The 18,164-nt window shown below is 47.9% G+C and carries 10 protein-coding genes, 3 rRNA genes and 1 riboswitch; of the genes, 2 read left to right on the plus strand and 11 right to left on the minus strand.

The annotated features are described in order from the left end of the window. Positions 1-123 precede the first annotated feature (123 nt). Positions 124-225: riboswitch (purine riboswitch) on the minus strand. A 292-nt stretch (positions 226-517) separates the two neighbouring features. From ABXS70_RS22470 to ABXS70_RS22485, 4 genes are all read right to left on the minus strand, one after another. After that, positions 518-952 (minus strand): universal stress protein, encoded by a 435-nt coding sequence (locus ABXS70_RS22470; protein WP_342554175.1) that lies wholly within the window; start codon positions 950-952, stop codon positions 518-520. Between the two features lie 216 nt (positions 953-1,168). Then, entirely contained in the window at positions 1,169-1,432 is a 264-nt protein-coding gene (locus tag ABXS70_RS22475; protein ID WP_342554174.1) for a DUF1294 domain-containing protein, read from the minus strand. Between the two features lie 208 nt (positions 1,433-1,640). Further along, on the minus strand, positions 1,641-1,778 hold the full coding sequence (locus ABXS70_RS22480) for a hypothetical protein (RefSeq protein WP_342554173.1): 138 nt from the start codon (positions 1,776-1,778) through the stop codon (positions 1,641-1,643). Positions 1,779-1,799: 21 nt separating this feature from the next. After that, positions 1,800-2,759 (minus strand): ROK family protein, encoded by a 960-nt coding sequence (locus ABXS70_RS22485; protein WP_342554172.1) that lies wholly within the window; start codon positions 2,757-2,759, stop codon positions 1,800-1,802. Positions 2,760-2,890: 131 nt separating this feature from the next. On the opposite strand from ABXS70_RS22485, the gene ABXS70_RS22490 reads away from it, so the two are divergent. Further along, positions 2,891-4,084 carry an AraC family transcriptional regulator gene (locus ABXS70_RS22490; RefSeq protein WP_366290984.1) on the plus strand — a complete coding sequence of 398 codons (1,194 nt, stop codon included), beginning with the start codon at positions 2,891-2,893 and terminating at the stop codon, positions 4,082-4,084. Positions 4,085-4,211: 127 nt separating this feature from the next. Here ABXS70_RS22490 and ABXS70_RS22495 read toward each other — a convergent pair whose 3' ends face one another. After that, on the minus strand, positions 4,212-6,344 hold the full coding sequence (locus tag ABXS70_RS22495; protein ID WP_342554170.1) for a DNA topoisomerase III: 2,133 nt from the start codon (positions 6,342-6,344) through the stop codon (positions 4,212-4,214). A 436-nt stretch (positions 6,345-6,780) separates the two neighbouring features. Here ABXS70_RS22495 and ABXS70_RS22500 point away from each other — a divergent pair, with 436 nt between their 5' ends. Further along, positions 6,781-8,721, plus strand: a complete 1,941-nt coding sequence (locus ABXS70_RS22500) for an amidase family protein (protein WP_366290987.1) — start codon at positions 6,781-6,783, stop codon at positions 8,719-8,721. 253 nt (positions 8,722-8,974) lie between these two features. On the opposite strand, the gene ABXS70_RS22505 is transcribed toward ABXS70_RS22500, so the two are convergent. The 6 genes from ABXS70_RS22505 to ABXS70_RS22530 form a co-directional block, all read right to left on the minus strand. Beyond that, positions 8,975-9,973, minus strand: coding sequence for a ketoacyl-ACP synthase III (locus ABXS70_RS22505; protein ID WP_342554168.1), 999 nt, complete (start codon positions 9,971-9,973; stop codon positions 8,975-8,977). A 309-nt stretch (positions 9,974-10,282) separates the two neighbouring features. Further along, positions 10,283-10,399: ribosomal RNA gene (rrf, locus tag ABXS70_RS22510) — 5S ribosomal RNA — on the minus strand. A gap of 152 nt (positions 10,400-10,551) precedes the next feature. Next, positions 10,552-13,477: ribosomal RNA gene (locus tag ABXS70_RS22515) — 23S ribosomal RNA — on the minus strand. Positions 13,478-13,896: 419 nt separating this feature from the next. Next, a 16S ribosomal RNA gene (locus ABXS70_RS22520) occupies positions 13,897-15,448 on the minus strand. Together the 16S, 23S and 5S rRNA genes form the textbook arrangement of a ribosomal RNA operon. Before the next feature lie 641 nt (positions 15,449-16,089). Further along, positions 16,090-16,359: a hypothetical protein gene (locus tag ABXS70_RS22525; protein WP_342554167.1), complete on the minus strand. Its 270-nt coding sequence runs from the start codon at positions 16,357-16,359 to the stop codon at positions 16,090-16,092. A gap of 414 nt (positions 16,360-16,773) precedes the next feature. Then, the gene (locus tag ABXS70_RS22530) at positions 16,774-18,150 is read right to left on the minus strand and encodes an NCS2 family permease (RefSeq protein WP_342554166.1); all 1,377 of its coding nucleotides are present in this window, start codon (positions 18,148-18,150) and stop codon (positions 16,774-16,776) included. Between the last annotated feature and the right edge of the window lie 14 nt (positions 18,151-18,164).

Below are 18,164 nucleotides of genomic sequence, written 5' to 3' on the forward strand. Positions count from 1 at the left end.
AAAACGAAAAAGTCCGCTACCCGCGAAAATATCACATTTTCTCCGGACACCGGACTACAAGAAATACGTATCCCTCATTTGGGCATGCCAAAAGGGGCTTGCTGTCCGCATTCATGCATGCGACTCTCAGCCGTATCTCCTCGTAGTCCGGAAATTTACGGTTTCCGGGTAGATACTTCCGGGCCCTATTCCCGGCGTTATACGAGCAAATATCTATTCAACACATTTCGTTACTATGTTCCATGAACCTACAGCTTTCGTTCCTACTCGACCATATTTTTTGACCTGATCGACACATCTAACATTTTAACAATCCCCTACAGCGAATGTCAACTTAAAGACGAACATTTAACATCTTGACAAAACTAATGTTCGGGAATCGGCATAATAATTTCAATTTAATCCCAAATCCAATTCAAACATCCTATCCTGCTGCTGCAAAATAAAAAAAGCCGGCTCCTCTTCAATCTCTCGAAGACAGCCGGCTTGTTTGTCACGGGAATGGAGTAATCCCCATTTATTTTACGATCAACACAGGAACCTGAGCATGCTGTACCACATTGTGGCTGACACTGCCCAGCACAAATTCACGGATTCCACCCAATCCACGGGAACCAATCACAATAATATCTGAACCGTTCTCTTTGGCATAGTCCAGCAGCACCTCAGCCGCAGCGCCTTGAATCAGATCCACATTTGCCGTAACACCGGCAGTCTGAATCCGTTCTTTGGCTTCATCCGTCGTCTGCACCGCAAGATTGTAATAATCATTGTTGAGTGAAGGCGGTAGCGGTGCCAGACCTTCCCCAATAAATACGCGCGGAAAATCAAAGGCATGAATCACATCCAGTACAGCCCCTGGTGATGCTTTGGCCAGCTCAATTGCACGATCCAGTGCTTTATTCGATGCTTTCGACCCATCATAAGCTACCAAAATTTTGGAAAATAACATGTAAATCTCCGTCCCTTCCTTATATATGTAGAATCCGAAGCAAGCCTCGGTCTGACATCTAGAGCCGTCAACGAGCCTTGAAACATGTACCTCTTTAACCCTTCGTGAATAACAATGAACCATTTATTAAGAAACAATTTACATACCAGATGAAATGGAACAGTCAAAACAGGCTCTCCGCGAAGCAGAATCGTTTTTTCGTCATATAGTTATAACCTACTGCAAAAAGTAACCATACAGCACTGCATTTAGAAACACCAGCAGTGGAATGCCAATTGTAAAGCTGGGGTGTTTCGTTTTATGCCTTTTCCGGTACATTGCAATCCAGACACCCAGCGCACCTCCAATGAACGCCAGCAAAAACAACGTTCGTTCAGGTGTGCGATCACGCCGCTGCTGTGCGCGCCTCTTGTCATCTGACATAACCAGATAGGTAACAATGTTGATAAAAATAAACCATGCGATAAGTCCAGTTTGCATATGCGTTTAGCGGTCCCCCTATCCCGGGACATTTCCCTGACTCCATTATAATCCTAAGGCAGGCAGATGATCAACGCGGATGGAGAACCGCAATACGTTCATATCAAACAAACGCTGAATCAAGCTCAGATTAAACTGAACGAAGGAGCTGCCGTTCTCACTGCTCTTCGTTCCATTACTGAGATTTTAGTTCCATAATCATTCCAATCTACGACTCTTGTTTTGGAATACCGTTCAGACTCGGCACTCGCTTAGCTGCTTTCTCTGGACGCACTGCGATATTCTCTTCTCGAATGCTGTCCTTGTTCTGCTGATTATGGCGTTTTTCCGATTTGTTATGCGGCATCTGAGGCTCACCTCCTCCGCCTTACGTTGCCTGAAAACGAGTCATCTTATACGAAGATGCACCTGTATTTAGTGCTGAACATGCGTCAAAACACCTCGACTGTTCAAGGAAGTGGTATAACGCTCCGTAAAGATTTGCATCATTACCGAATGTACATGCAGTGATCCTCGGGTTCGCTTTATGCAGAGGGTTAATTCGCCTCAGTTCACCAATCGCCCATTCGATTCGTTCCAGCACAACAGGCTGTGCACTGATGCCTCCTCCAATCGCAAACAATTCAGGGTCCAAAATGTACTGCAGATTCATAATTTGAACTGCGATCTGTGTGCAGTAGGTGTCAAATACGCTGTACGCGTCGGGATCATGCTGATTAATTAATTCAAAAACAGCTTCTCCATCCGCAGGGTTATCCAGTCCCTTCATCTCGCCGATTCGTCTGACCATCTCCACTGCCGAGCTTTCCAGCCCGAAATAAGCAGCTTCTTTGGTTACCGGATCAATTCGGCTCATCACATAACTGACTTCGCCAGCGGACAAATTTTTTCCGCGCTGCAGTTTGCCATCCATGATGATTCCACCCGCAATGCCGCTGCCCAGCACCAAAACCACCGAATCCTTGGCATGCTTCACACTGCCGAGCCACAGTTCAGCCAGCGCCGCACATTTACCATCATTCTCAATGGATACATCCATATCATATCGATCCGCCAGAAGTCTGGCTAAATTAATCTCATGTAAAAATGGAAAAGAACCACCATGATATACCATGCCTGTATCCACATCAACCGTCCCCGGGCAGCTCAAGGCTATTCCCTGAATTTGTTCCAGATCCTGTGCGTCGACGATGGTATAGAGCACGTCCTGCAGCTCTTGCAGATTGTTTCGCTGAACACCACGTTTCCCTTTGGACAAAAGCTCCCCGCTTTCGCTCATCACTCCATATTTTACAAAAGTTCCACCAATATCAATGACCAAATACATTTGTCCGCCCCCTGCTTGTAAATCAGTTCGTCGTATCCTAATTGAAATATAGAGCGTTTCCAATTATATTTATGGTATTCATTTGTGATTAATCGTAATTAATCATCACTCATAAGGGGGATGGAATAACTATGTCAATCGTTTCGGAAAACAAGCTTCAATGGATGATGCAGACGCTCTATGATGCTGCTTCCATCCCGGTGTTTTACATTATGAAAGATTGCAGCAGCCATACTTCTTTTAACCATGACCTTATAGAACAAATGCTCTCCATCCCTGTCCTTCAGAAAATCCAAGTCGTCCAGTATCTCATACCACATCACAAACAGGACCATAAACAAGCGGATAATATGATTCTGATGCCAGTGTTAACCGAAGAAGGGCAGGGCTTTGTTCTTTGGCCCAACGCACAGCAATATGTAACGAACAGTCCATTCACAATGGATCCCATTCCTGCACAGACAATAAATTCTGCGTCATTTGATCTGAATCAGCTGCTTAGTACAGCCCTCCTGGCTCATTATCTGCTGCATAATGAAATGCTTGACCGGAATCAGGTGCTGGAGGAGAACGACCATGTCCTAAACGGTCATACGGAAGGTGTACTGGAACTGTCTCTCCTGGAACAAAGAGAGCGGAGCTTGTATCACAAATCGTATCTCTCCGAGAAGAAGGTATTTGATCAGGTTCGTCTGGGAAACAAAAACAAGCTGCAGTTATACTTGAAACAGCATATGGAACTGAACGGTGTTTACGGCACTCTGTCCAAACATGACACGTTGCGGAGCAGAAAGAATCTGATCATCGCAGCGATCACGATGGGAACTCGCGCTGCCATTGAAGGCGGACTATACTCTGAATCAGCCCTGACACTTAGCGACACCTACATCCGACAGATCGAAACGCTGTCTCGAATAGATTCGATACACCCTATGCTGCAGCATATTCTTGGTGATTTCACCGAACGAGTATCCAAAGTCCATCGGGCCCATTTCTCCAGAGATATTCTGTTATGTCAGGAATATATCTTCAATCATTTGTACGATGACCTGAGCTTGTCTGTGCTTTCAAATCATTTGCAAATAAGCCCCTCCTATCTTTCCCGTAAATTCAAGGAAGAGACTGGAGAGGCGCTTCGCATTTTTATTCAGAAGCAGCGGATTGAAGAAGCCAGAACTCTTCTTGTTTTCTCAGACTACCGCCTGAGTGAGATCTACCCGCTGTTAAACTTTAACGATCAGAGTTATTTCATCAAGGTATTTCGGAAGCATACAGGCTTTACACCCAAGGAGTACCGTAACCGCTTTGTCGTTAAGCCATCTTGAGAATACACGTTTTTTAATTTTAAACTAACCTCTTTCCAAAGCCCAACTCTTTGCCAATCTGGCTCGTGAAACAAGCTTAGAATATTGTGCCCATGTAGATTCATTTCATAACATAGGATTCATGCGATTATGATTTCCCCTGTTTCTCCATAGCCGCCTTCAGCAAGTCTCCCAGATTGGAGCCGATCGATTCCTGCTTCGCATACTGCTTGACCAGCTTTTGCTGCTCGCGTTTGTTCACATGCTGCTTGTCCTTGTTGAGCGTCTCTGTGATCCCACAAGGCAGACACTGAACATACAGTCCAGCTTTGCCCTCTTTGATCTCCATCTTTTTGTGACACTGCGCGCAGCGGCGATTCGACAACCGCTTCTCATTGGAACGGCGATAACCACAATCCTCCGTAGGACATACAAGGAACTTGCCGCGTTTCCCCTTTTTCTCCAGCAGCTTTGCATTGCAGTCCGGGCAGTGGCTGTTTGTAACATTATGCGGCTTATACTCGGCTTTACTGCTTTTTACGGTAGATACAAGCTCCTTCGCCATAGAGCGAATACCGTCCAGGAACGGGCCTGGTTTACCCTGTCCACGGGCGATGCGCTCCAGTTCGGCTTCCCAGCGGGCTGTCAGTTCCGGTGTACGCAGCTGCGGTGCAGCAAGCTCAATCAGCTGTTTGCCTTTGCCGGTCGGATGCAGGCTGCTGCCTTGACGATCAATCGTATCCGAGCTGACCAGTTTCTCAATAATATCCGCACGTGTAGCAGGTGTACCGAGTCCATGCTTTTCCATCTGCGACAGCAGAGCTGCCTCTGTATAACGTTTCGGAGGCATGGTCCGTCCACTTTTGATCTGACAGCGATGCAGAGTTACAGACTGTCCTTGCTGCAGGTCCGGCAGCAGTGCACGTTCATGGTCGCCCGCGTCATCTGCGCGATCATCGTCTTCATCGGTGTAATCACCACCATATACTTCGCGCCAGCCGCTGTCTTTGACCGTTGTGCCCTTCACGTGGAAGGAGTCCTTACCTACCTGAACCGCAACAGCAACGGAATCATACTTGGCCGCCGGATAGAACAGACTTATAAAACGGCGAACAATCAGATCATACAGTTTACGTTCCTCCGGGCTCAGCTGATTAAGCAGTACAGTCTGTTCGGTTGGGATGATGGCATGGTGATCCGTAACTTTACTGTCGGCGACAATCCGCTTGGTAATGTTCAGATTTTTGCGCAGCAGAGGACGTGCAAGTGATGCATAAGGACCTACCGCAACACTTTCCAGCCGCTCTTTTAACGTTCCCGTCATATCGGAAGTAAGGTAACGGCTGTCTGTACGCGGATAGGTGACAAGTTTGTGCTGCTCATACAGACGCTGCAGCACGTTTGATGTCTGTTTTGCGGAGAAGCCATGTTTACGGTTCGCATCCCGCTGCAGTTCCGTAAGGTCGTATGCCAGCGGATGCGGCTCGACTTTCTCGCTTTTTTTCACCTGTGAAATCGTGCCTTTACGCCCTTCCACCCGCTGTTTCAACTGCTGCATATCCTGTTTTTCAAACACTCTTGAGTCTCCGCCAGCTGCCCGCCATACTGCCTGAAAATCGCCAAAATCCCCTGTTAACGTCTCATATTCCTGCGAGCGGAATCCGTTAATTTCATTTTCCCGATCCATAATCATGCCCAAGGTTGGAGTCTGTACACGACCTGCTGACAATTGGGCATTGAACCGCACCGTTAGGGCACGTGTTACATTAAGCCCAATCATCCAGTCTGCTTCCGCTCGGCAGCGTGCAGATTCATAGAGACGGTCGAACTGGCTGCCTGGTTTCAATGAGGCAAATCCATCCTTGATCGCTTTATCCGTCTGGGATGAGATCCACAGCCGTTTGAACGGTTTTTTCCACTGAGCCATCTGCATAATCCACCTTGCAAGCAGTTCTCCTTCACGGGCTGCATCGGTTGCAATGATAAGCTCGCCCACATCCTGACGTTTCATGAGCTGCTGCACCGCTTTATACTGGTGGTTTGTCTCTTTGAGCACCTTCAATTTTGTCCGTTCTGGCAAGATCGGCAGGTCTTCGAGATTCCAGGTGGCATACTTCTTGTCGTAATCCTCCGGTTCAGCCAGGCCCACCAAATGTCCCAGCGCCCACGTTACAATGTATTTTGGACCTTCCATATAACTTTTATGTTTATCACGCGCACCCATTACACGGGCAATCTCCCGCGCTACGGATGGTTTCTCTGCGAGTACCAATGTCTTCACTTCGTATCTCATCCTTTCTTTCAAACGCTAATCATCTGCGGCTAACATCTGTCTATTATATCATTTCAACAGGAAGCGTGTTTTTCGATAATACATCTTTACCAAGATTCCAAGTCCATTTCAGGTACATCTCCTTTTGGCGATGCAGTTTACCAACCACTCCATATTCCAAGTTTCTCAGACACAATACGTCATGTATATGTTATGTATTTTTACAATTTTTATATTTTTTCAAATAACCATCGTTTTGTAGTTTAAAGATTCAACGAGTAAATGTGACATAAGATTACACAAAACCAATTTGTATGCGTTTTTTTGGATAAATATTAGGATTGTAAGATTACCTCACATAAATATAAGATGTGCAAAAGCATATACAAAAAATCCTACAACTCACACACACATCATTTTAGACACAGGAAGGGAGCGTGGATGCATGACTTATCATGGATCTATATTAAAAAAAGGCGGGGCCTTATTACTTGCGGGAACAGTGGTTACCGCAGCGTGGGGAGGAACTGCTTTACCTACGGCTTTCGCCGCCACATCAGCTGCTCCTTCAAACCAAACCTCCACCGCCCCTGCCCTTGCAGGGAAAGCACCGGTTAACGCCGCATCCTTCGTTCAGGCCATGGAAGAAACCGCTGCCCTTGCAGGTGTACCTTTCACCATGGACCAACTCTCTGGCGCGACAATATCACGCAAAGATGCTGCATTGGCCCTGCATCAGTGGCTCCAGCTGGACGCTGCTCCGCAATCCTTCAAGGATGTACCGGACCGGTCCGAGTATGCCAGTGCCGTCGGCGCTCTGAATGCCGCCGGACTGATGAAAGGTTATACGGATTCTCTTTTCCTGCCGAATGCTGTACTTACAGCGAGCGACGTCTCTATTTTAAAAGACCGCATCTATAACTACATAAAACCGTTTGTGCTTGAAGAAGCCACCATTATGGATATGCAAACTGCCATGACTCAAGGTAAACTGACATCCAAAGAGCTGGTGCAGCAGTATCTGGACCGTATCGCCAAATATGATGATCAGGGCGTCAACATCAACGCTGTCCTGAATTTGAACCCGGATGCACTCAAGATAGCGGAACAACTCGATGAAGAGCGCGCAGCTCAAGGACCTCGCGGGCAGCTTCACGGGATTCCGATTCTGGTGAAGGATAACTTTGATACCAAAGACATGCCAACAACAGCTGGCTGCATCTGTCTGAAAGACTCCATCCCGGCCCATGATGCAGAGCAGGTAAAAAAGCTAAAAGCAGCAGGTGCTATTATTCTTGGCAAAACCAACCTGCACGAGTTTGCTTTTGGCATTACGACATCCAGCTCACTAGGAGGACAAACGCTCAATCCTTATGCCCTTGATCATTATCCAGGCGGATCGAGCGGCGGAACAGGTGCAGCCATCGCCGCCAACTTTGCTGCGGCAGGCATGGGTACCGACACGGGCGGCTCCATCCGCATACCTTCCAGCTTCAACAGCCTTGTCGGCATTCGCCCAACGATTGGGCTCTCCAGTCGTGAGGGCATCATTCCACTCGCACTTACACAGGACGTTGGCGGACCGATGGCTCGTACCGTAAGCGATGCAGCAATTATGCTGGATGCTACCGTTGGTTATGACAAAAAAGATACAGCCACTGCTTACGCTGTAGGCAAAATTCCATCCAGCTACACGGACTTTCTCGATATAAACGGACTGAAAGGTGCCCGGATCGGTGTAGCCCCAGAGCTTATTCCAAGTACCAAAGCGGAAGAAAAGGCTGTGGCAGACGTTATCAATGCTGCTGTCGAGGAGCTTAAATCCCTCGGCGCAACTGCTGTACCGATCTCTATCCCGAACTTTGCTGAAATTAATAAATATCCGAGTCTCAGCGGCTACGAATTCAAATTCCAGTTGAATGACTATCTGGATTCTCTGGGTGACAAAGCACCATATCACAGCTTGTCCGAGATCATCGCATCCGGTCAGTTTGATAAAACCCAAGAACAAGCCATGAAAGCACGGGATGCAAGAGATACGTTGGAAACATCGGAATATAAGGATATTGTTCTGAAGCGCACTCAAATTACTCGTGATTCCTTACTGAAAGTGATGGCAGATAATCATCTGGATGCAATTATCTATCCAACATCGACACAAGCTGCTGGCGTTATTGGTAAGGGTCAAACCTCTGGTGCCAACAATCGTTTAAGTCCGTTCTCCGGGTTCCCGTCTATCACTGTACCAGCTGGTTTCACAACAGATGGCCTGCCAGTAGGCATGGAATTTCTGGGCCGCACCTTTGACGAAGGCACCCTGATCAAGCTCGCTTACAGCTACGAACAAGGTACTCACCACCGTCAGGCACCCAAGTTAACACCTTAAAGTGTTAATTCCATTAACTAATCGTTTACTAATTATATGAACTTATTAATACTCATATCATTTGCGGATGCAGCTCCGTTCCAATGAGACAATCTAAATAGCTTTCAAAACAAGTACACCTGTCACGATTGCGCGGCAGGTGTACTTGTTTCATGTTCCGATTTTGATGTATTACACTATCCTGTTTATTCAAACGTCAGCACAATACTGCAGTGCTAAATTTAAACTGAGCGTACAGATTCGTTTCTAGCGATTAATTTGTATCCGGCACGCTCCAGTGAACGATGAGACCGGAGTAAGTCAGTCCGCCCCCAAAACCAAACAATGCAATATGCTGTCCATATCTTAATTTGCCCTCATCCACCGCAATCTGCAGTGCAAGCGGAATGGAAGCCGCAGATGTATTCCCACAGTATTCCATGCTCGTCAGCGTACGCTCTAACGGAACAGGCCCACGCTCACATACCGCTTCAATCATACGCATATTAGCGCTGTGTGGAACAAACCAGTCGATCTGTTCCGGAGACATCTCGGCTCTCTTTATGAGTTGACCAAGCTGTTCTGGGACCATACGAACCGCCCATTTGTATACCTCTCTCCCGTTCTGAACCAGCTTGCCCTCGATATTCAGAGGCAGACCGTTCATCTCTGTAGAAAGACCGCTTTTATATAAATGCATTCCGCCTTCTCCCTGTGTCCCGGAAACGATAGATTTAAAGTCACCTTGACCCACAGCACGCTCCACTAAAAAAGCACCCGCTCCATCTCCGAACAACACGCAGGTTGTACGATCCGTATAATCTGTTATCTTAGATAACGTCTCTGCTCCAATCACCAGTACCTTACGATACATACCACTGGTAACCAGACTGTCTGCCAGCTGCATGCCGTATGTGAAACCTGCACAAGCCGCATTCAGATCAAGTACTCCTGTGTGCGGAATACGCAAATTAGCCTGAAGACGAGATGCCGAACTCGGAAAGGAATACTCGGGAGTACTTGTTGCAAAAAGAATCATATCTACATCGGAGACATTCACTTGGTAACGACGTATCATATCCTCCACAGCTTTTGTGGCCAAATCTGATACAAACTCGTGTTCCGCTGCAATCCGGCGTTCTCTCATCCCTGTTCGCTGCACAATCCAATCGTCACTTGTATCAACCATTTTTTCTAAATCTGCATTACTTAAAATACGCTCCGGCACATACGTCCCCATAGCTGTTATTGCTGCTTTAGATTGATGATTCATAGCAGAGATCACCTCGTTCTTTTTTTACATTATAGCACTAAGTCTTAGTACTTGGTACTAATTTTTAAAATATTGTTTTTTTATTTTTTTTAAAAACCTCCCTCTGCCCCGCGGATCAACATTACTATTACCCTATACGGCTTTATTTTATAGACGAAAAAACAAGGTCCGTCTTGTCATCTGAGTGAAGTTTGTCCGTAAGTTATAGAAATAGCCAAGAACAGCTCAACAAATCTGAGCTGTTCTTGGCTATAAAAAGTGCAGCATAAAATAAAAACCACCACCGAGTTACATCGGCAGTGGTTCTTTGCTTGGCGGCGTCCTACTCTCCCAGGACCCTGCGGTCCAAGTACCATCGGCGCTAGAGGGCTTAACGGTCGTGTTCGGGATGGGTACGTGTGGAACCCCTCCGCCATCGCCACCAAACGCGATTGGATCGAAGCTGTGCTTCTTCCATTCAGTTGAAACTGAAAATCAACCACACCTTAAGGGATGTACCGATTTTCATTTCACTATTCAGAGTGTTGTTCTCTGAAAACTAGATTCGAAACGAAACTTACGCGACTCAAAACCTGCTATTGGATAAGCCCTCGACCGATTAGTACTGGTCAGCTCCATGCATTGCTGCACTTCCACCCCCAGCCTATCTACCTCGTCGTCTTCAAGGGGTCTTACATACTGGGAAATCTCATCTTGAGGGGGGCTTCACGCTTAGATGCTTTCAGCGCTTATCCCGTCCGTACATAGCTACCCAGCGGTGCTCCTGGCGGAACAACTGGTACACCAGCGGTACGTCCATCCCGGTCCTCTCGTACTAAGGACAGCTCCTCTCAAATTTCCTACGCCCACGACAGATAGGGACCGAACTGTCTCACGACGTTCTGAACCCAGCTCGCGTACCGCTTTAATGGGCGAACAGCCCAACCCTTGGGACCTACTTCAGCCCCAGGATGCGATGAGCCGACATCGAGGTGCCAAACCTCCCCGTCGATGTGGACTCTTGGGGGAGATAAGCCTGTTATCCCCAGGGTAGCTTTTATCCGTTGAGCGATGGCCCTTCCATGCGGTACCACCGGATCACTAAGCCCGACTTTCGTCCCTGCTCGACTTGTAGGTCTCGCAGTCAAGCTCCCTTATGCCTTTGCACTCTTCGAATGATTTCCAACCATTCTGAGGGAACCTTTGGGCGCCTCCGTTACTCTTTAGGAGGCGACCGCCCCAGTCAAACTGCCCACCTGACACTGTCCCCGTACCCGCTAAGGGCACCAGGTTAGAACCTAGATACGATCAGGGTGGTATCCCAACGGTGCCTCCACACAAGCTGGCGCTCATGCTTCAAAGGCTCCCACCTATCCTGTACAGATCGTACCCAAATTCAATATCAAGCTGCAGTAAAGCTCCATGGGGTCTTTCCGTCTTGTCGCGGGTAACCTGCATCTTCACAGGTATTAAAATTTCACCGGATCTCTCGTTGAGACAGCGCCCAAGTCGTTACGCCATTCGTGCGGGTCAGAATTTACCTGACAAGGAATTTCGCTACCTTAGGACCGTTATAGTTACGGCCGCCGTTTACTGGGGCTTCGGTTCACAGCTTCGGATTGCTCCTAACCACTCCCCTTAACCTTCCAGCACCGGGCAGGCGTCAGCCCGTATACTTCGCCTTACGGCTTCGCACAGACCTGTGTTTTTGCTAAACAGTCGCTTGGGCCTTTTCACTGCGGCCCCCTCGTGCTATTCACACTACCGGGGCACCCCTTCTCCCGAAGTTACGGGGTCATTTTGCCGAGTTCCTTAACGAGAGTTCTTCCGCGCGCCTTAGAATTCTCTTCTCGCCTACCTGTGTCGGTTTGCGGTACGGGCACCTTCATCTGGCTAGAGGCTTTTCTTGGCAGTGTGAGATCATGACCTTCGCTACTGTAATTTTCACTCCCCATCACAGCTCAGCCTTATGATGTGCGGATTTGCCTACACATCAGCCTTACTGCTTGGACAGGCATCCATCAGCCTGCGTCACTACCCTACTGCGTCCCCCCATCGCTCGTAACGATTTACGGTGGTACAGGAATTTCGACCTGTTGTCCTTCGACTACGCCTTTCGGCCTCGCCTTAGGTCCCGACTTACCCTGAGCGGACGAGCCTTCCTCAGGAACCCTTAGGCTTTCGGCGGATCAGATTCTCACTGATCTTTTCGTTACTCATACCGGCATTCTCACTTGTATAATGTCCAGCGCTCCTTACGGTACACCTTCAACCCTTATACAACGCTCCCCTACCCCTGATGCAAAGCATCAAGCCATAGCTTCGGTGGTGTGTTTAGCCCCGTTACATTTTCGGCGCAGAGTCACTCGACCAGTGAGCTATTACGCACTCTTTCAATGATGGCTGCTTCTAAGCCAACATCCTGGTTGTCTGTGCAACTCCACATCCTTTCCCACTTAACACACACTTGGGGACCTTAGCTGATGGTCTGGGCTGTTTCCCTTTTGACAATGGATCTTAGCACTCACTGTCTGACTCCCGGAAGTAAGTCTATGGCATTCGGAGTTTGACTGAGCTTGGTAACCCTTGCGGGCCCCGCACCCAATCAGTGCTCTACCTCCACGACTCTGTTTTCCGAGGCTAGCCCTAAAGCTATTTCGGGGAGAACCAGCTATCTCCGAGTTCGATTGGAATTTCTCCGCTACCCCCACCTCATCCCCGCATTTTTCAACATGCGTGGGTTCGGGCCTCCAGTGCGTGTTACCGCACCTTCACCCTGGACAGGGGTAGATCACCCGGTTTCGGGTCTACGTCCACGTACTCAATCGCCCTATTCAGACTCGCTTTCGCTGCGGCTCCGGCTCTTCACCTTAACCTTGCACGGGAACGTAACTCGCCGGTTCATTCTACAAAAGGCACGCCATCACCCCTAAAACGGGCTCTGACTTTTTGTAAGCACACGGTTTCAGGTTCTATTTCACTCCCCTTCCGGGGTGCTTTTCACCTTTCCCTCACGGTACTGCTTCACTATCGGTCGCTAGGAAGTATTTAGCCTTGGCAGATGGTCCTGCCGGATTCATACGGGGTTTCACGTGCCCCGCACTACTCGGGATCCGTCTCGGAGGGAACAGACTTTCAATTACAGGGCTTTTACCTTCTTTGGCGGGCCTTTCCAGACCTCTTCGCTTAACCGGTTCCTTTGTAACTCCATGTGAGACGTCCCACAACCCCAAAGAGCAAGCTCTCTGGTTTGGGCTTCTCCGCGTTCGCTCGCCGCTACTGACGGAATCACTATTGTTTTCTCTTCCTCAGGGTACTTAGATGTTTCAGTTCCCCTGGTATGCCTCTGCACAACCTATGTATTCAGTTGTGAGTAACTGGATATTACCCCAGCTGGGTTTCCCCATTCGGACATCCCCGGATCAAAGCTTGCTTACAGCTCCCCGAGGCAGTATCGTTGTTCGCCACGTCCTTCATCGGCTCCTAGCGCCTAGGCATCCTCCGTGTGCTCTTAGCAGCTTAACCAGATTGCTCCGGTTTCGTTTGCTCGCTTCCCTTGTTTTGCTTACGCAAAGCCAAAAGTCGCTCCCATCCGATACCATCGCAATTGCATTTAACTACCTTATATACACTTTCACTTGTTGACACAAGTTCAGCTTGGATGATTGTTGTTCGGTTACTTGAACCGAGCCATCATTCATCCCAAAAAGGAATGTTCTAATTCGCGTTTGTTTCGTTTCGATATCTAGTTTTCAAAGAACAAATCGGTTTTTTCAGCCCGTTCACCATCGGTGTCCGTCGAAAAAACGAGATGATTGAGAGTTTGAGCTCTCAAAACTGAGCAACGAGTGAGTTGAAAGCTTTACGAAGTAAAGCTCGCTTCGGAAGCATGCTTCCTGAAGACTTTTTTGAATGTCTTCATTGCAGAAGACGATTCTCCATAGAAAGGAGGTGATCCAGCCGCACCTTCCGATACGGCTACCTTGTTACGACTTCACCCCAATCATCTATCCCACCTTCGGCGGCTGGCTCCTTGCGGTTACCCCACCGACTTCGGGTGTTATAAACTCTCGTGGTGTGACGGGCGGTGTGTACAAGACCCGGGAACGTATTCACCGCGGCATGCTGATCCGCGATTACTAGCAATTCCGACTTCATGCAGGCGAGTTGCAGCCTGCAATCCGAACTGAGACCGGCTTTTTAGGATTGGTTCCACCTCGCGGCTTCACTGCCCGTTGTACCGGCCATTGTAGTACGTGTGTAGCCCAGGTCATAAGGGGCATGATGATTTGACGTCATCCCCACCTTCCTCCGGTTTGTCACCGGCAGTCACCTTAGAGTGCCCACCCGAAGTGCTGGCAACTAAGATCAAGGGTTGCGCTCGTTGCGGGACTTAACCCAACATCTCACGACACGAGCTGACGACAACCATGCACCACCTGTCTTGAATGTCCCGAAGGAAAGGCACATCTCTGCACCGGTCATTCAGATGTCAAGACCTGGTAAGGTTCTTCGCGTTGCTTCGAATTAAACCACATACTCCACTGCTTGTGCGGGTCCCCGTCAATTCCTTTGAGTTTCAGTCTTGCGACCGTACTCCCCAGGCGGAATGCTTAATGTGTTAACTTCGGCACCAAGGGTATCGAAACCCCTAACACCTAGCATTCATCGTTTACGGCGTGGACTACCAGGGTATCTAATCCTGTTTGCTCCCCACGCTTTCGCGCCTCAGCGTCAGTTACAGCCCAGAGAGTCGCCTTCGCCACTGGTGTTCCTCCACATCTCTACGCATTTCACCGCTACACGTGGAATTCCACTCTCCTCTTCTGCACTCAAGTCACGCAGTTTCCAGTGCGATCCGGGGTTGAGCCCCGGGATTAAACACCAGACTTACATGACCGCCTGCGCGCGCTTTACGCCCAATAATTCCGGACAACGCTTGCCCCCTACGTATTACCGCGGCTGCTGGCACGTAGTTAGCCGGGGCTTTCTTCTCAGGTACCGTCACCTTGAGAGCAGTTACTCTCCCAAGCGTTCTTCCCTGGCAACAGAGCTTTACGATCCGAAAACCTTCATCACTCACGCGGCATTGCTCCGTCAGGCTTTCGCCCATTGCGGAAGATTCCCTACTGCTGCCTCCCGTAGGAGTCTGGGCCGTGTCTCAGTCCCAGTGTGGCCGATCACCCTCTCAGGTCGGCTACGCATCGTCGCCTTGGTGAGCCGTTACCTCACCAACTAGCTAATGCGCCGCAGGCCCATCCCCAAGTGACAGATTGCTCCGTCTTTCCAGTTCCCTTCAGGCGAAGAAAACAAGTATTCGGTATTAGCTACCGTTTCCGGTAGTTGTCCCAAGCTTGAGGGCAGGTTGCCTACGTGTTACTCACCCGTCCGCCGCTAACCATCCGAGAAGCAAGCTTCTCTTCAAGTCCGCTCGACTTGCATGTATTAGGCATGCCGCCAGCGTTCGTCCTGAGCCAGGATCAAACTCTCCAATAAAGATGAATTTCGCCAGCGTAGTTAAACGCTGTGAAACCCATCGGGGTATTGAAAAGAGCGAATAGCTCATTTTGAATCTGACGAGATTAAAAATCTCATTTTAGCTTCGAAATCATACAGTCCGAAGACATGCACCGATTTCTCAGCGTCGATCTTGCAAGCAAGATCGTTACTCACTCGTTGTTCAGTTTTCAAAGATCAAACTTGTTTCTCTGCTGAGTTTCTTTCACTTCAGCAACTCTTATATCTTATCACGTCCGAACCAACTTTGCAAGCTCTTTTTTTCAAGTTTCTTTCGAAGCTTGTTTTTCATTTGCTTGCCGCACGGTGTAAACTGTGTTTTCTTGGCCGGAATTAGAATATACCATGTACGCATTTGTAATGCAAGTATTTTTTTATATCCATTTTCACAGGGCATACGACTAAAAGCAAAGGAGTAATACCTTGGTTTTGTGCATCCATATTCTGTTCATTAATTAAAAGTTTTATACAACAATAATTATATCATCATAAACTTAGCTGTTTTTCTACGCTCCCGCTGCTCTGGCGTTCATCTCTCAAAACTGAATTTCAATCTTTTAAATGTAATCATACGATTATCTGATTCATCCTAATCTTTGATATCATTAATGTGCTCAATCTTAAGGCCTGACGGTCTCCCCACCCATACCACTCACATCAAAAAAGCCTACCTTATGCTTCTTGGCCAACTCACGCATTATGCTATATGCGTCCTCGGAAGCAGACCATGCAAACGCAGCATAGATTACTTCTTTTCCAATGGTACATTCGGTTAATCGGTTATCTGTTCCGGCTTCCTCCATTGCTTCAAAAACTTCATTGCTCACATCCATAGAAGGGAATATCTGAATGAACTCTTCATAGAAGCGCTGAAGGGGCTCTGAAGTCACCTCAATATCCGAGTAGGAATGCTTTTCCGATCACCCGGTTTCCTCTACATACCATTTCATAAATAACTCTCGATCTATTGGCGCCTGAAGCGGTTCAAAAACCATCAAATCATAACTCATTTTAATTTCCTCCTTTATATACTTCGAAGAAATCAGATTTTATTATATATAGTAGATATCCATTGCTGGTAGTCCTTATAAACAGTAACTTCCAGAACTTAATATGTTTAAAATAACACCTGTTATTTCACTCACTTAAGTAATTACTTAAATAAAACAGCAAAAGAAAAAAGCGGATGCTCGATTGGATATCGAAGCTCCGCTTCATTCAAATGCTCATGTTTATTATTTTCTATATCCCTATCTCACCAGTCGCATTATTCGGACCGTGCTTTTAAGCTGGAAAACCCATCCTTACTCCCCACCAATCAATACGTAACGGCAAATGACGATAATGGCCAGTACCCACATCAGCCAGTGCACTTTCACTTTGCGCTCTGTAACGAGATTGCTGAACACAGCCAGAATGACGTAGGATACGATACCTGCGGAAATCCCGTTTGCAATCCCGCCTGTAAATGGCATGAGTACAATCGTAAGAAATGCAGGGAAAGCTTGAAGAAAATCATCCCACTCAATGCTGCGAACCTGACTCATCATAAGCACACCCACAATGATCAATGCCGGTGCTGTTGCAGCGGATGGAACAACCAATGCGAGCGGTGCAATAAACAAAGCGAGAATGAACAGCAGACCTGTTGTTACCGAGGTTAAGCCTGTACGTCCGCCAGCTTCTACACCAGAAGCACTTTCAACATAAGCTGTAATCGTACTTGTACCCAGTGCCGCACCCGCGCTGACGCCGACTGCATCGACGAGCATAGCTTTACCAATCGTTTTCTCACCTTTTGCTTTATCCTTCATGATGCCCATACGTGTCGCCGTACCAACCATCGTACCGAACGTATCAAACAACTCAACGAATGTGAAAATGAAGATGATTTCGAACAAGCCAAGGCTGATAGCGCCTTTCAGATCAAGCTGTCCAACAGCCAGATCACTGAAGTTAGGCAGCCAGCTGGCACTGGACAGGCCGCTCAGATTGGTCACTCCCATTGGAATACCGATCAGCGTTGTAGCTACGATACCGATCAGCAGTGCACCTTTCACACGCATCACCATGAGAACAGCAATCAGCAGCAGCCCAATCAGAGCCAAGAGTGCGTCATGATGTGTAACAAAGTTTCCTAAAGACAGGTTAAAGCTGCTTCCCGGAATCGGCTTGCTCAAATCTGCATCCGGCGCAACATTCACCGTTACCGCCACAAGGTTGGCGAGTTTAAAACCAATAATCGTAATAAAAAGACCAATCCCTACGGTAATTGCCATTTTAATGGACTGTGGAACCGCAACGAGCAGCATCTGCCGAACCCGAGTCACGGTCAAAATAATGAACACGATACCTGAAAGGAATACAGCACCGAGTGCTGCCTGCCAGCTGATCGCGCCGTTCGAACTCAGGACGACGGTCATAAAGTATGCATTTAATCCCATACCCGGAGCGAGTGCGATCGGAACGTTCACGAACAATCCCATAATAATTGTCATTAATCCAGCGCCGACGGCTGTCGCAAAAAATACTGCATTATCAGACATACCTGCCCCAGCTGAACCCAGGAACAATGTGTTTACAAAAAGAATGTAAGCCATTGTCATAAAGGTGGTCAGACCCGCAACAATCTCCGTTCTAACGTTTGTTCCGTTTTCTTTGAGTTTAAAGAAACGATCCATAATTCACTAACTCC

This window comes from Paenibacillus sp. AN1007 (assembly GCF_040702995.1).
GTDB lineage: Bacteria > Bacillota > Bacilli > Paenibacillales > Paenibacillaceae > Paenibacillus.